The sequence below is a fragment of the Methanoregula formicica SMSP genome (genome assembly GCF_000327485.1).
GTDB classification, from domain to species: domain Archaea; phylum Halobacteriota; class Methanomicrobia; order Methanomicrobiales; family Methanospirillaceae; genus Methanoregula; species Methanoregula formicica.
Genome location: NC_019943.1, coordinates 2,028,945 through 2,043,560, shown reverse-complemented (window position 1 = coordinate 2,043,560; position 14,616 = coordinate 2,028,945). Strand labels below are relative to the sequence as shown.

Annotated in this window: 13 protein-coding genes and 1 tRNA gene; 5 read left to right on the top strand and 9 right to left on the bottom strand. The window is 56.7% G+C overall.

Features of this window, described 5'->3' with window-relative positions:
- Positions 1–9: 9 nt before the first annotated feature.
- The 7 genes from METFOR_RS10235 to METFOR_RS10205 all read right to left on the bottom strand — a co-directional run bounded on the left by METFOR_RS10235 (position 10) and on the right by METFOR_RS10205 (position 7,766).
- The gene (locus METFOR_RS10235) at positions 10–588 is read right to left on the bottom strand and encodes a DUF2178 domain-containing protein (protein WP_015286063.1); all 579 of its coding nucleotides are present in this window, start codon (positions 586–588) and stop codon (positions 10–12) included.
- Positions 585–1,523, bottom strand: coding sequence for a hypothetical protein (locus tag METFOR_RS10230; protein ID WP_015286062.1), 939 nt, complete (start codon positions 1,521–1,523; stop codon positions 585–587). Before METFOR_RS10230 ends, METFOR_RS10235 begins: the two co-directional genes overlap by 4 nt.
- Positions 1,520–2,779, bottom strand: a complete 1,260-nt coding sequence (locus tag METFOR_RS10225) for a hypothetical protein (protein WP_148277666.1) — start codon at positions 2,777–2,779, stop codon at positions 1,520–1,522. Before METFOR_RS10225 ends, METFOR_RS10230 begins: the two co-directional genes overlap by 4 nt.
- 85 nt (positions 2,780–2,864) lie before the next feature.
- Complete coding sequence (locus tag METFOR_RS10220) at positions 2,865–3,716, bottom strand: hypothetical protein (protein WP_015286060.1); 852 nt, start codon at positions 3,714–3,716, stop codon at positions 2,865–2,867.
- 15 nt (positions 3,717–3,731) lie between these two features.
- Positions 3,732–4,685, bottom strand: coding sequence for a hypothetical protein (locus METFOR_RS10215; protein ID WP_148277665.1), 954 nt, complete (start codon positions 4,683–4,685; stop codon positions 3,732–3,734).
- A 52-nt stretch (positions 4,686–4,737) separates the two neighbouring features.
- Positions 4,738–5,316, bottom strand: a complete 579-nt coding sequence (locus METFOR_RS10210; RefSeq protein ID WP_015286058.1) for a hypothetical protein — start codon at positions 5,314–5,316, stop codon at positions 4,738–4,740.
- Positions 5,317–5,504: 188 nt separating this feature from the next.
- Positions 5,505–7,766 (bottom strand): hypothetical protein, encoded by a 2,262-nt coding sequence (locus METFOR_RS10205; RefSeq protein ID WP_015286057.1) that lies wholly within the window; start codon positions 7,764–7,766, stop codon positions 5,505–5,507.
- Between the two features lie 222 nt (positions 7,767–7,988).
- On the opposite strand from METFOR_RS10205, the gene METFOR_RS10200 reads away from it, so the two are divergent.
- Positions 7,989–8,063, top strand: a tRNA-Pro gene (locus METFOR_RS10200).
- Positions 8,064–8,069: 6 nt separating this feature from the next.
- Entirely contained in the window at positions 8,070–8,714 is a 645-nt protein-coding gene (nth, locus tag METFOR_RS10195; protein WP_015286056.1) for an endonuclease III, read from the top strand.
- A gap of 397 nt (positions 8,715–9,111) precedes the next feature.
- On the opposite strand, the gene METFOR_RS10190 is transcribed toward nth, so the two are convergent.
- Together METFOR_RS10190 and METFOR_RS10185 are read right to left on the bottom strand one after the other, a co-directional pair.
- Positions 9,112–9,450 (bottom strand): cupin domain-containing protein, encoded by a 339-nt coding sequence (locus METFOR_RS10190; RefSeq protein ID WP_015286055.1) that lies wholly within the window; start codon positions 9,448–9,450, stop codon positions 9,112–9,114.
- A 222-nt stretch (positions 9,451–9,672) separates the two neighbouring features.
- Entirely contained in the window at positions 9,673–10,707 is a 1,035-nt protein-coding gene (locus tag METFOR_RS10185; protein WP_015286054.1) for a phosphate uptake regulator PhoU, read from the bottom strand.
- Positions 10,708–10,841: 134 nt separating this feature from the next.
- Here METFOR_RS10185 and METFOR_RS10180 point away from each other — a divergent pair, with 134 nt between their 5' ends.
- From METFOR_RS10180 to pstB, 3 genes are read left to right on the top strand one after another with little or no spacing between them, the layout of a single operon-like run.
- Positions 10,842–11,843 (top strand): phosphate ABC transporter substrate-binding protein, encoded by a 1,002-nt coding sequence (locus METFOR_RS10180; RefSeq protein ID WP_015286053.1) that lies wholly within the window; start codon positions 10,842–10,844, stop codon positions 11,841–11,843.
- A gap of 48 nt (positions 11,844–11,891) precedes the next feature.
- On the top strand, positions 11,892–13,844 hold the full coding sequence (gene pstA / locus METFOR_RS10175; protein WP_015286052.1) for a phosphate ABC transporter permease PstA: 1,953 nt from the start codon (positions 11,892–11,894) through the stop codon (positions 13,842–13,844).
- A 3-nt stretch (positions 13,845–13,847) separates the two neighbouring features.
- Positions 13,848–14,609 carry a phosphate ABC transporter ATP-binding protein PstB gene (gene pstB / locus METFOR_RS10170; RefSeq protein ID WP_015286051.1) on the top strand — a complete coding sequence of 254 codons (762 nt, stop codon included), beginning with the start codon at positions 13,848–13,850 and terminating at the stop codon, positions 14,607–14,609.
- Positions 14,610–14,616 lie beyond the last annotated feature (7 nt).

Sequence of the window (14,616 nt, the reverse complement as noted above, 5' to 3'; positions counted from 1 at the left end):
GCCTTGTGGTTAGTACTTTCTGCCGTAATAAAGATAAAACGCTCCGAAGACTGCGAGCATCACCGCAAGGGTGAAACCAAGCGTCAGTCCGGCAAGACCGCGCTCCTCATTCTCCCGAAATCCTTCCCGTACGTACGTGCAATAGGTTCTTGCCTCGCTCTCGTTCATGGAGTTCAGGTCATCAATGGTTGTTGACCGGACCAGGGTATCCGGGCCCGGGACGCTCCCCGGCTGGTACTCGGCGATGGTCATGGATTGTCTGCCATCGTCATGGATAACCAGTTTTCCGGTAATAACCGGGGCGAGCGGGACGCTTACTACATAGGAATAAAGGATGACCGCGGCGATGGCCCCGCCAATCGTGAGGACCTCAAGCGTGCGGAGTGCGGCTTTGCTCCGGATCCTTGTCTCCCGTTCGTCTGCCATGACAACATCGACTTGGGCCCGGCAGGCAAGAACGACAATAATACCAAGCGGGATGGCGATGACCACAACAAGGAAATTGCCGGCAGCCATCGACCACCCGACCATCGCGGCAACCATGCTGGCCACGATGAGGGATGCGGCAAGATAGGTGGTGCGTTTCATGATGATCGCTCCGTTACGGTGAATACCCGGGAAGAGGAGAGTCCACCGGCAGGTTTTGTCATGTTCGCCTGATTATACTCATTGTTACTGACCTTCATGATGTACTGTCCCGGTGCCAGCAGGTAAGTCTCCAGCTCGAATGTCCAGTAGTCCGGGCCATAACTCCCGTCCGAAACGGACACCATGCCGACTACCGATGAAAAGATCCCGGTCATCTGGGACTGGCTTTTTGGGTCGATGACAAGATCGATTCCCGCGCCGGAAACATACGGCAGGACCTCGACCATCAGTTCCTCGCCCGGCGGGAGACTGGTTGTCCCGGAGAGGGTGTAGACATCATCGGTCTGAATTTCAGGAAAGGTATCGATGGTGATGTAATCCTGCGTTCCCTGATATTCTGTTGCATTGGGTGTATTGATCCGTTTGAAGGGAATATCTGCAATGACGTTCTTTCGCAGGCTCCCGGGACCGGCTCTTTCATCTCCCAGGGTGAACGGGAGCGTGGCGAGAGGTTCGCTCTCCGTCCGTTTCGTGAAGTTTTCCGAATACGTGACTGTCACAAACGTGATGAGATAGTCTCCCGGGTCCAGCGATGAGATATCGGCATATCCCTTCCAGGGATTTCGTTCCCCGGTATCTGACAGCAACCGGGCAAATCCCCGCACTTCTGTAGCCGGTGACCCGGCACCCTGCACCGGCCCCGGGGACCTGCGGACGATAGTGAGGTGAATCTGGTTCATGTCGGACAGGGTGGTCGTGCCCGTCAGGACCAGCCGGTTGTGAGTGTCGATATTTGCGTTCGTTACCGGGTCGATTGCAATGGCCGGCAGAAAGAGCGACGGGAAGAATGCGGTCACGATGATGACAAGGAACATGCCGGTCAGGATAATTGCCGACAGGACCCCGGCAAATAAAAGATACTTCTTTTTGATCATGCGGTGTCTCCCGTGATGGTGATTCGCCGGGAACAGTATGCGTTCCCGTACCGGGTCTCATAGGTCCGGGAATCGATCCGGTCGTTGCTGACATTCACGAGATATTCGTTTGGTGGGAGCCGGGATGGATCCATCTCCAGGGACCAGGTGTTGTTCCCGCCGGATCCCGGAACCACCTCCGTAGTGCCCATCGCCCCGTTCAGTGCCCCTGAAATATTCCCGGTCGCCGGGTTTATACCAATATCAAATTCAACGGGAAGGACCTGCATCAGCAGTTCCGTTCCGGGCTGCAGGCTTGTGGTTCCCGTTATTGTCCAGATCTTGCCGGTCGGAACATTAGGGATGGGATCGATCCTGATGATCTGGCAGGAGCCGGCTGCAGGCCCCGGCAAGGGTGGAAGACTGAGATCCGCTTCCAACACGGTCATGGATGTCGTTCTAAAAGTTCCTTCCTTGCCGATCTTGTCCGAGCTGACCGAGTCCGTTGTTACGATAATCTCGTACTCGTCCTGGATGAACTCCGTGGTGTCGATGGCAAACGACCAGTGGTTGCCTTCGTACGCTCCTGCCAGGACCGGTGTCAGGCCTGATCGTGTGAAACCCTGCTGGACCTCCCGCATTCCGGTCTTCGGGTCGATCTTCAGGACAGAGGTATTGGATCGCGGGATCACGATATACAATAATTCAGTCTCTGCCGGGAGGTTCGTTGTCCCGGTAACAAGGATCTTCTCTCCGCGGAAGATGGTTCCGATATGATCGATTTTTATGAACTCAATCTCATGCTGCTCACCCCGTCGTGTGATCCTGTCCGGATCCGGTGTGGCGTTTGTCAGCGTGAAGCGGGATGTTGCGAGAAGGTCCCCCCTGCTGTAAGAGACATTGACGGTATTCAGGGGATAGGCTTTCACCCGGTATTCCCCCGGCGGGATCGCCGAAGTATCGAGCGCACCCGACCAGGTATTCGTCATCCCGCCGCTCCTGACGATATATGCGTCCGTAGCCCCAACACGCGATTCTCTTTCGGGAAGGGGAGACGCAGAAGTGATCTCCAGTTCCAGCCGGGTATTTTCCTTCAGGTTTGTTGTCCCCGTGATGATGACAAGATCCCCCGCTGCATGGTCCGGAATGGGATCGACAGTTACGGCAGGAAAGATAGTGAAGGATCCGGTCATGAGGATACCTGCGAACATGATCGCCAGTATGATAGCAGAAACAATGCCGGCATATTTCAGGTAACTCTTCCTCATTCGGATCACATGTAATGTTTTTTGTGCATCGGGTTAAAAATTTTTATCATTGTCAATAGATATTGGAAAAGTCCCGTGCCAAGGAAGTCGTTCCCTATCCCCAGCCTCGTAATTCATACGTGAAAAGCAATCCTTCCCCGGGATCATCGATCACAATTTTTACCGGTTCAGGAACAGCTGGGTCAATCCAGTACGTGAGGAGCGTCTCTTTTCCCGGGAAGGACTCATCGATATCCTTCCGGGTATATTTCATTGCGTCCGGGTAGTGCCCTGCCGGGACGGTAACCGGATCCTTCCCTACGAACGTGTACCGGAGAGCGAAGACAGTTCCGGAACAGTCCGGTGTCCCCCTGCTCATATTCACCGGAGGTCTGTCTGCATCTTCAAGAAACTCTCCGTTCCTGATAACCCGACGGTGCATGGAAATCATATTTCCGTACTCATCATAGTACATGTCATCCATCGTTGTATCGGCAAGCTCTTCTGACATGCCTTCTATTAGAAGGAAATACGTATGATTTTCATGGATTGCGGGCCGGCCCTGATGCATCTTTCGGGTTTTTTCCATTCTCGATATTCCCTGTGAATCGGGAAGGCTGCGGATCTTCTGGAAATATGCATATTCTTCCCATTTAAGGGACGGCGTACCGAAAAGGTCTGCCTTGCTGACCATTGCACCGGGTTCAGGTGGAATCTTCGTTGTTGTCACCGGCTCGTACGATTCCGGCACCCACGTCCAGGGGTTCAGCGGAGGGTAGGCGCAGCCGGGCATTGTTGGTACGGGAGTTACTAATATAGTCTGGCGTATTGTAGCCTGGGTCACCTGCTGTGTTGCGGCCATACTTCCTGACCCGGTAATTGGGGGATTCTCACCTGTACACCCGGAGATAAGAACCGTGATAAGGATCGCGATTATTGCAACGATGTTAAATACATCAGGTTTCATTCCCTGGGACTCCTGTTACTTGAGGGCGAATTGTGCTTTTCCGACAATCTCGCGGATCGTAAAATCCTCACTGACCGTTGTGATGTTCACGACATAATCCGTCTTCTCGAACGCACGGGTGTCCAGGGCAAACGACCACGTGTTGAGCCCTCCCGTTCCCCGGACCACGATGGTGTCTCCGGCAGTACCCGAAGGGCCGTTATACACTGTTGCGGGTCTCTTTGATGCGTCGTCAAAGTAGACCGGATGGATGTCGCACAACAGGAGCGTTCCTTCTTCAAGGCCGGACGTGCCGGTGATGAGGAAGATGTCGCCCTGCATATGGTCTGCGATGGGATTCACCGTGATCGCGGGCGTGCCGGTTGATGACTTCTTTGTCCCGGAATAATATATCACGCTCTCTGGGCGGAGCGATGTCCCCGACAGGGTGAACTGTGCGGATCCTTTCACGTCTTTTTCTCCGGTCGTGACCGTCACGGAATACAAGCCCGGATCAAACCCGCTGGAATCGGAAACAAACCTCCACCGGTTAGTTCCGTCCGGTCCGGCAAAGACTTCGCGGTTGGAGACCAGTTTCTCTTCTCCCGTACTCCCGAAGGTCCGGTACAGGTACACTGCGGTCTTCTCCGGCAGGTTCGTTGTGCCGGAGAAGACCAGCAGGTCGCCAATGTTCTTTCCGCTGATGGGATCGAAGGTGATGTACGGGGCGGAAGCATCCGGTGCAGGTGTGTGCTGAACCGTTGTTGCGTGAACCGGAACACCGGCCGCAGTTCCGGTGGTTCCGGCAGCAGCCGTACTCTCCTGCGGTGTTTCTCCGGGAGCCCCGGCCGGGTAAACGGTATCCCGGGAAGCATCCGTGCAACCGGAAATTCCGAGGGCTGCAATCAAAAGGAGAAGGACAAGGGATGCCAGTACGACAGATCTTCGCGATGGTGTGGTCATGGTTTTTCCTGCATCTGGCATTCTCATTCCTGGTTTTCCTGCACAGAGGAGATGCCGGGCAATTCTTTCGCTGCCGGGTTTATTTCAGCGTGAAGTATGCGTACCCGTAATCCTTGTCTATCTCAAAGACCGGCGCGGATCCCGGATCCCCTTTCATCTTTCCCACGATTGCAACATAGTTCCCCGGGATCAGCTGGCCAAGGTCAACTGACAGGGCAATCCGGTTCATGGTCCCCTCCCCTTTCGTTACCCGGTAATTACCCCCGACACTCATCATCGAGTCCGGATCGAGACCCGTTGGCGGTGTTCCGGTGTCCGGCATAATCTGCAGAAATATGTTTGTCTCTTCGGGAAGGCTGGTTGTTCCCGTGAGAGTAAATTTTTCACCGGTGGTTTTCCCGCTGATGGCATCGATCCGTATGACACCGGTGGATGAACCCGGTGTCGGCATCGGCTGAGCGGTTTTCTGCGCTGACGGTGTTTTTACGGTGATGGCTTCTGTCACGGCATGATGATTATCATTCACCCCGGTTGTTGCCGGCGTCCCCTGACCTCCCTGTTCGCCCGCGGAATCCGTGCATCCGGCGAATGCGATGAGTGCGATAACAATAAGCAGCACAAGGCAGGCAATGGACCTGGCGTTCGGAGCCGGGCTCATAACCTCTCCTTTCTGGTTTGCCGGGGATCTTTCTTTCCCGGAGCAGAGAACAACTGCCGGATCCTGTCCCGGATTATGACAAACAGGTACTTTTTCGATGAATCGGTTCCCGCACGCTGCGGATTTTTCGGTGTTTTCCTGCACCCGGCAAAAATTGACGGATGTCTTCGCGTTGTATGCATGATGACCTACTTCACGCTGAACAGGGCAGACCCGGTGATCTCGTAGTTCTCAGCGGAGACAAACAGGATGTACTGTCCCGGTGAGAGGTTTTTTGTCGCTACCTTCACGGAAAAGATACTTGAATCCGTCGAACCCTTGACGGCAGATACCGTTGCGCTGAATTTCGGGTTAGCGATATTCTGCTGTACGGTCGCCTCGTCCAATGATTCCGGAATGACGCTGACAAGGAACTTCGTTCCCGGAGGAACGTTAGTGGTTCCGGAGACCACCATGCCGTCACCCGCCATAACGTCGCCGATGGGATTGATGAAGATACCCGGCGTACTGGCGGGGGAACCGGTGCCCGCCGGAGCTGCGAGGATGTTGAAGATCGCTGAGCTGGTGAGACTTCCGTTCTCCGGGCCGGTGCCGGTTGTCCTGCCTTCTGCCGGGGCAATGATAACGATATGTTCAGCAGGGGAGAGGAGCCGCGTGTCAAGCGATACCGAGAAGAGGTTATTCTCGCCGGTCCCTCTGGTCACGGCTGTCACGGCTGAATTCTCCGTTCTCTGGAAATCGCCGGTCATCTGCCCGCCGGCCATGGAGGCCGGGACGATTCGTACCAGGAGATCCGTACCGGCTGAGAGATTGGTCTTTCCGGAGACTGCAAGGAGCGACCCCCGGGGCGTATCACGGATGGGATCGATAAGGATCCCTCCTGCAACCGCACGGGCCGGGCCCGGGGATGCCGACGTTGCTGGTGCCGGGTGGAGCATGAAGGTTGTCCTGCCGACCGGGCCGCTCGTGGAGAAATCACCTTTGCTTACATCTCCCGTGAATACGGATACGTTCACGAGATATTCCATGGGTACAAATGACGTTGTGTCAAGGTCCATGGACCAGGTATTGATCCCCCCGGTCCCGGCAACAACGTCAACTCCCCCGACAGCGCCGCTGAACTCCCCGGTATCGCTCATATGGCTCTCGAAGGATGAGGCGTAGACCTCCACCTGGAGCTCTTTTCCTGCCGGGAGGCTGGTCGTACCGGTGATGGTGAACTTGTCTCCCTGGTTTTTATCGCTGACCGGGTCAACGCTGATGTACTCCATACCATTTCCGGTCCCCGCGCCTGCGTTCAGGGTGAAGAACCGGGAGGCAGAGAGTTCGCCCGGCCGGAAATCCCCTGCATCGAGATCGCCGGCACTGATCGAAACGGAGACATTGTACTCCGCCGGCTGGAGCGCATAGCTGTCCATGGCAAAGGTGACCCGGTTCGCCATGCCCTGGCCCCGTGTCACCTGAGAATTCGCCATCATGCCCGAGAACGTCCCGGTCTGGTTGGGATCAGTCGAGAGGGCCGTTGGTGTCACCTGCCAGAGGACCTCCGTTCCGACCGGAAGGCTCGTTGTCCCGGTGACAAGGAACAGGTTCCCGGCCGAGCGGTTGACGATTTTGTCCAGGTGGATATAATCGTCCTGCGAGAGTGCCGGCTTCACCGGGGTTTCCGAACCAAGGTAATTGCCCGACAACGTGAAATTCGTGGTTGCCGTGACATCTCCCGGGTGATAGGTTCCCTGAGCCGGATCACCGGTCATCTGGGTGATCGAGATCGTCTTCTTTCCGGGTTTTATGATGGATGTATCAACCGGCACAAAGAACTGGTTGGTGCCATTGCTGCCCCTGCGGACCATGGCATCCCCCGCAGATCCCTGCGTCCGCACCATCAGGATGGTCCCTTCCGGAAGATCGGTCGATCCCGTGATGATCAGGAGGTTCCCGGTTGTCATATCGGCAATGGGGTCGATCCGGATATACTGTCCGGTCCCTGCGGCACTCTTATGCATGACAAACTGCGTTTCCGCGGAAAGACCGCCGGGTTTCCCATTCGCGATGGCTGTTGCCACGACCTTATAATCCCCGCGTACGAATGGCGTGGTGTTGACCGGAAATGACCATGCTGCAATGCCGGTGGGATTGTTTCCTACGGTTAGCACTCCTGTCGTTTCAGCAGTTCCCACCATTGACGCAACGCCGGTCTCCTGATCGAAGATGATACCGATGCTGCGGTCCAGCGAAGCAGGATAGATTTCAATCATTATCTCGCTGCCGGCCGGAAGGCTGGTGTTCCCTGTTATGACGAACTGGTCGCCGATGTTCCTGTCGCTCACCGTGTCAACGGAAATGAACGGCTTTTCAGCCGGGGATCCGGAGACCATGCCGACACAGATGATGACGGCGATTATCCCGACAGCAAGGCTGCTGCCGATGACAAGGGTTTTCTGTTTCATGCTATCACATGCACAATATATTGTGCATTATGTATAAACTTTTTGGCTTATTGCTAAAATATTTTAACCAACATGCAGATGTGCCATGGCCTGCATCTCTCAATGCCGGTATCGGCAGACGCTGTTTGCAGCACAAACAGATCCGGACGCATGCCGGGCAGTGCGCGTGAGCGACCGCATCCCCACCCTTTTTGTACTCCCCCGCCCCATCTATGATGGCACGGGGTAGTAGGGTAGCCTGGTCCATCCTAGAGCGTTTGGGACGCTTTGACGGCGGTTCGAATCCGCCCTACCCCATTTGTCATGAGAAAGCAGGATGCAGCCCGGATCTATGCCGCTCTTTTAAAACGCTATCCGGATGCCCGCGAACCTGCCGGCAAGATCTGTCGCGGCTCCCCGTTCGAGGTCATCGTCCTCACCATCCTCTCGGCCCAGACAACAGACAAGGCTGTCCTGAAGGTAAAGCCCGCCCTCTTCTCACAGTACCCGACGCCCGCGAAACTCGCAAAGGCGAAGGCCGGAGACGTGGAGACGATCATCCACAGCCTCGGGTACTATCACGCGAAAGCAAAGAATATCATCGCCGCATCGCAGACGCTGATCGACCAGTTCGGCGGCAGCGTGCCGGAGACGATGGACGAACTGCTTACGATTCCGGGTGTTGGGCGGAAAACCGCAAACATCGTGCTCTACCATGCGCTGGGGAAGAACGAGGGGATCGCGGTCGACACCCACGTCCGAAGGCTGGCGCAGCGGATTGGGTTTTCAGATACGGACAATGTCGAAGTCATCGAGCGCGATCTCATGGCGATCTTCCCAAAGAAGGACTGGGGCGACCTCACCGATGTCCTGATTGCGCACGGGCGGGTGACCTGCGATGCGAAAAAGCCGCTGTGCGGGGAATGTGTGATCCGGGGGATGTGCCGGTGGAACCGGAATTCTTCATGAGAATTTGCCCGGATATCAATTTTTTTCTGTGATTCATTTTTCAGATCTGGTTAACTTTTTTCAGATCCGGTTTTGATCGGGAAAAAAATGTTCAAACCCAATCATGATCGGACCTATGAAAAGTTAAGTATGTTCCAGAAAAAACCCGGGAAAATACTATTCCTGTGGCAGATTTTCCTTTTTAAAAATATGTTTCCCGGTAACGAAATCTGAAGGGTGACGATAGAGTTTCTTTTATTGTACGTTTACCCGCCGCAGCGTAAACCGTATCGCCGCACCATACCGGCGGCAGCCCCATGATACCCCGCCGCTGTCCGCCTCCACCAGGATCGCGCCTTGGGACGACCATGCAGACCGTTGGGTATCTGTGTGTGCCTTACTGAGTTTGGTTCCCTGCTTACAGCAGCTTCGTCTCTTCCGTGGGCTTGGGCACTTTCACGACCAGCACGCGGAAGACCGCGTTGCTCTCGTTCGTCCATTTGTGCGGGATCTTTGCCGGGCTCTCGACCAGCATGTCTTTTCCCACGCTCTGCTTCTCGCTCCCGATCTCGACAACACCAGTCCCTTCCAGCACGTAGAAGAAGACATCGACAGGGGTGATGTGTTTTTTGAGTGCCTCGCCGGGCTTGAGCGTGATGACGACGGCCATCGCGTGGGGGGAGTCGTATACTTTTCGTGCATCCACATGGTGCGGGTTCGGGCCCGACACGACCTTTGCTACATCCGTGATCTTCATCTCATCTCACCATTTCACCTGGTATACAGGGAAGTAATGATAACAGCTCGGATTTCAGTGTTTCCCTGCCAATGCGTTCCATGAACCGGGCAGTCCGCTCGTTCGGTTGCGCAGTGCGCCGGTAATACTCAGGGAACCGGCCCGCACAGTCCATGGCCTCAGCGGCAATCAGGTCGCCTGTCACGAGATCGCCTGTCCGCGGCAGCAGAATGGAAACGGAAATTACTTCCCGGCACGGGACTTGTGCGGGCCATGCTCGTGCTCGACCAGCAGGTTGATGACCGTTTCCGAGATGTCCCCGGCATATTCCCCTGAACGCCGGATGCTCTCTGCGATATAGCCAAGGTTGATCGCGACCGGCGTGTCCAGTTTCAGGACCATGTTGTTGATGTCCCCGCAGATCTTTTCGAGCGCACTGATGGATTCGATATTCCGGTGAGCCTCTTTCATGTCGGCCTCGAAGAACGAAACAATGCTCCGGTCGAAGGTTTCAAGCGACATGGCGCTGGCCTTGCGGATTGCCGCGAGGACTTTTTTATCAACGTCGGCATCGATGATCGGGAGCGCGTGTTCGGCAATGCGGACCGCGTGGTCGCCGACCCGCTCGATGATCCGGCTCAGCATATAGTAATGCATCACCATGGAGGGCGAGATTGCCATCTTCCGCGAGAGCAACGCGTTCTGCATGATCATGTTTGTCTGCCGGGCAACAAGCCAGTTGAGCCGGTCGGCATCCGTGTCCCGGTTGATAACATCATGGGCAAGGGTCTTGTTCTGTGTCTCAAGCGCCGTGATGGCATCCTCGTGCATGGCTCGTGCAACAACGTACATCCTCCTGATGGTATTCTCAAACGGCATCTCGGCCGGGTTGAGGAGGTCCTTGATGGCGATCGAAGTTGCCGTCTCTTCAACGACCTCCTGGCCGATTGTCATCTGGGTGAAGTCCCGGACAACGGTGCGGACAAAGGGGGGGAACCTGTCCTTTGTGGTGAGCCGGATCGTCGTAAATCCGGTGATGTAGGCGCCAATCAGCATCCGGAAGAGAAATGCCGGGTCCGAGAAAGATTTGCTGTCGATAACCTTCACCCGCTGGACCGGCTCGTCCGTGATCTTCTTTGTTACGAGAAGCGCCCCGTCCGGCTGAACCTCGAGCCCGACCGGATCGTTCTTTTTGATTTTCTGTTCATCAGCCCATGCCTTCGGCAGGGTGACGACAAATGATGCCCCGCCGGTTACCTGCACTCTCCTGATCTCCATTGTTCCCCCCTTTGCGTCCCGGATAATCCGAGTCACCTATATGTCTCTATCTTCCTCTTTAGTGTATATATATCTTTATAGTTTATGTCGAAAATCAGTATATATGCTCCCGTGAAATTGCTGATAGAACATCCATGAATGCGAATCGGAGTTCCATCCTGATTGTTGCCGTAAGCCTCATTGCACTCGTCATGTTTGCAATGGCTGCCGGTTGTACCGCTCCCCGTACTGGTGCGGAAGCAAAGACCGTTGACCCCACCGCAGTTCCTGCTGCGGCCATGGACCAGATCCCGGCAGCGGCCCCTGCTTCGCCCGAAGCAACCGTTGCCGAAACACCGGCAGAAAAGCCCCTCTCTGCCCCCACCGGCCAGAAGCAGACTCTCAGGATCAGCGGCTCGACCACGGTCCTCCCGATCGTCCAGAAGGCTGCCGACCAGTACATGGCAAGCCACCCGGACGCGGACATCCAGATATCCGGCGGCGGATCCGGCGTTGGTATCCAGGCCATCGGTGCAAAGACCGTTGACATCGGCATGTCCTCGCGTGACATCACCAGTGCCGAGATGACCAAGTACCCCTCGTTCGTTGTGACCACGGTTGCACAGGATGGTATCGCCGTTGTCGTCAATCCGGCCAACACGATCGATTACATCACGCTCGACCAGATCAAGAATATCTACCTGGGCAAGACCACCAAGTGGACCGAGATCACCGGAGCCGGTGTCCCCGGCACCAACAACCAGATCGTTGTGATCGGCCGTGACAGCGCCTCGGGCACCCGCGCCTTCTTCGATGAACACCTGCTGGCAAAGAAGACCCCGACGGCAAAGATGCTTGAGAAGAACTCCAACGGCGCCGTTCTCCAGACCGTTGCCCAGACACCCGGTTCAATCGGCTATGTCTCGATTGGTTTCGTGAGCAAGGATGTCACGGCACTTCCGATCTGGTATAATGCCGACAAGGTCATTGCGCCGAACCTTGAGAATGTCAAGTCCCGCGATTACCCGGTCTCCCGTAACCTCTATGTCATAACAAATGGCCAGCCCTCCGGGCTTACCGGCGACTTCATCACCTACATCCTCAGCGCAGACGGCCAGAAGATCGTGGCTGACGAAGGATACGTGACCGTCGGTTGATGTGCGAGGGAAGAAACAACACATTTTCTTGAACGGGGGCTGGTTGCCTTGGACTTCACGGGAAAAACAAACGGTGTCACCCCACGATCCGGGAACACTGTACGCCTCTTTGTTCTTAAGGAACGTTCTGTTAAAACCGTCTTCTTCTTCACCGCCGCTTTTGCCGTAATAGTCGTATCATTCATCCTGCTCTTCTTGTTCCGGGACGCATACCCGATCTTTGCTGACGTTGGTATCGCGAATTTCCTCTTCGGGCCTGTCTGGGCCCCGACCGCAGCAGAGCCGTTGTACGGCATCTGGCCGCTCATTGTCGGGACGCTCCTCGTCACCCTGGGCGCGATGATCTTCTCCGTCCCGCTTTCCCTTGGCTGTGCTATTTACATCTCCGAACTCGCCTCCCCGAAAGTCAGGGCAGTCCTCAAGCCCGCGGTTGAACTTCTGGCCGGGATCCCCTCGGTCGTGTACGGGTTCTTCGGGCTCATCGTTCTCACGAATGTTATCCGGATAACCTTTGACATTCCATCGGGCGAGACCTGGCTTGCCGCATCGGTCCTGCTCGGGATCATGGCCCTCCCCACGATCATCAGCGTCTCGGAGGACGCGATCAGCTCCGTCCCCCACGAGTACAAGGAGGGGTCGCTTGCCATCGGGGCAACCCGGTGGCAGACCATCAGCCAGGTCCTCGTGCCGGCCGCGCTCTCCGGCATCGCCGCCGCGATCATCCTCGGCATCGGCCGGGTGGTCGGCGAGACCATGGCCGTGCTGATGGTTGCCGGGAATGCGGCCATCATCCCGGACCCGATCTGGAACATCCTCTCGCCGCTCCGGACCCTGACCGCAACGCTCGGGATCGAGATGGGTGAGGTCCCGGTGGGCAGCGAACACTACAGCGCCCTCTTCGGGATCGCCGTTGTCCTGCTTGTCATCACGCTCATCATCAACCTCTCTGCGGTCGCGATCCTCCACCGGCTGAAAGAACGGCGGACAACCACGGCCGGGAAACAACCCTTCCTCGCACCGGAGACCCGGCGGAAGGTTGTTTTCATCGCGGAGATGCTCGCGCTCGCGGTGCTGCTGGTCTTCCTGACATCGGTCTCCTGGTGGCTGGCACCGGTCATCCTCATGGCCGGCTGCCTGTGGCTGGCCGGAAGACCGTATCTTTCGGAGAAAAGGATCCAGACCCTGGCTTTCTGCCTGGTCGGCCTTGCAACGATCATCGTGCTTGCCATCCTCTTCATCATCCTCTCCGACATCGTTGTCCACGGTCTGCCGGCCCTTAACTGGGATTTCCTCACCCAGACGCCACGGGACCTGGGCCGCGAAGGCGGGATCTTCCCGGCCATTATCGGGACGCTGTATCTCGTTGCCGGCGCGATCGCCATTGCCCTGCCTTTTGGCGTAGGGGCGGCAGTCTACCTTGTCGAATACACCCGGGAAGGGAAGATCACGAAAGTCATCCGGACCGGTGTCGACCTGCTCAACGGCACGCCCTCCATCGTTTTCGGCCTCTTCGGGTTTGCCTTCATCGTCCTCTACCTGGGCGTCGGGGTCTCGCTCCTGGCCGGGCAGATCACGCTTGCCCTGATGGTCCTGCCGACCGTCATCCGGACAACAGAGGAATCGTTAAAAAACATCCCGCAGTCGCTCCGCGAGGGAAGCCTTGCGCTCGGGGCAACCAAGTGGCAGACCATCAGCCAGGTCGTCATACCCCCGGCCGTGCCGGGGATCGTGACCGGCGCCATCCTCTCCATCGGCCGGGCTGCCGGGGAGACCGCACCGATCATGTTCACGGCGGTTGTCTTCTCAAGCCGGTTCCTGCCCGACTCGGTCTTCGACCCGGTCATGGCGCTGCCGTACCACCTCTTCATCCTGGCAACCAACGTGCCCGGATCGTCGATGAACAAATACGGGACCGCACTCGTCCTGCTCCTGCTCGTTATCGGGTTCTATGCAGTCGCGATCCTGGCAAGAACTCATTTCCAGAACAAAGCACGGGGATAACCCATGTCCGAATCCGCAATTATCACCACAAACAACCTCAACCTCTGGTATAACGGGAAGCACGCCCTCGAGTCTGTCTCGATGAAGATGCCGAAGAACCGGGTCACCGCCCTGATCGGCCCCTCGGGCTGCGGGAAATCGACCCTGCTCCGGTGCTTCAACCGGCTGAACGACCTCATCGACCACGTGAAGATCACGGGCGAGATCACGCTCGATGACGAGAACATCCATGCTCCGTCCACCGATGTCGTGACCCTCCGGAAGAAGGTCGGCATGGTCTTCCAGAAGCCCAACCCGTTCCCGAAGACCATCTACGACAACATCGCGTACGGCCCCCGGGTCCACGGGATCCGCGACAAGTGCGAGCTCGACCGGATCGTGGAGCAGAGCCTCCGCCATGCCGCACTCTGGGATGAAGTGAAGGACCGGCTGAACGACTCGGCTCTCGGCCTCTCGGGCGGCCAGCAGCAGCGGCTCTGCATTGCGCGGACGCTTGCTGTAGAGCCGGAAGTGATCCTGATGGACGAGCCCTGCTCGGCGCTCGACCCGATCGCGACCGCGAAGATCGAGAACCTCATCGAGATGCTCAAGGCGGACTACACGGTCATCATCGTGACCCACAACATGCAGCAGGCAGCGCGGGTCAGCGATTACACGGGGTTCATGTACCTCGGCAAACTGATCGAGTGCGGAAAGACGAAACAGATCTTCGAGCACCCGGCCGAAGAGCTGACCGAGAATTACATTACCGGGCGGTTCGGGTAGGTGAACC

Bases quoted from the DNA above. Each gene is read 5' to 3' on its own strand.
- METFOR_RS10235 (WP_015286063.1), bottom strand. From the start codon at position 588: ATGAAACGCACCACCTATCTTGCCGCATCCCTCATCGTGGCCAGCATG.
- METFOR_RS10230 (WP_015286062.1), bottom strand. From the start codon at position 1,523: ATGATCAAAAAGAAGTATCTTTTATTTGCCGGGGTCCTGTCGGCAATT.
- METFOR_RS10220 (WP_015286060.1), bottom strand. From the start codon at position 3,716: ATGAAACCTGATGTATTTAACATCGTTGCAATAATCGCGATCCTTATC.
- METFOR_RS10215 (WP_148277665.1), bottom strand. From the start codon at position 4,685: ATGAGAATGCCAGATGCAGGAAAAACCATGACCACACCATCGCGAAGA.
- METFOR_RS10210 (WP_015286058.1), bottom strand. From the start codon at position 5,316: ATGAGCCCGGCTCCGAACGCCAGGTCCATTGCCTGCCTTGTGCTGCTT.
- METFOR_RS10205 (WP_015286057.1), bottom strand. From the start codon at position 7,766: ATGAAACAGAAAACCCTTGTCATCGGCAGCAGCCTTGCTGTCGGGATA.
- nth (WP_015286056.1), top strand. From the start codon at position 8,070: ATGAGAAAGCAGGATGCAGCCCGGATCTATGCCGCTCTTTTAAAACGC.
- METFOR_RS10190 (WP_015286055.1), bottom strand. From the start codon at position 9,450: ATGAAGATCACGGATGTAGCAAAGGTCGTGTCGGGCCCGAACCCGCAC.
- METFOR_RS10185 (WP_015286054.1), bottom strand. From the start codon at position 10,707: ATGGAGATCAGGAGAGTGCAGGTAACCGGCGGGGCATCATTTGTCGTC.
- METFOR_RS10180 (WP_015286053.1), top strand. From the start codon at position 10,842: ATGAATGCGAATCGGAGTTCCATCCTGATTGTTGCCGTAAGCCTCATT.
- pstB (WP_015286051.1), top strand. From the start codon at position 13,848: ATGTCCGAATCCGCAATTATCACCACAAACAACCTCAACCTCTGGTAT.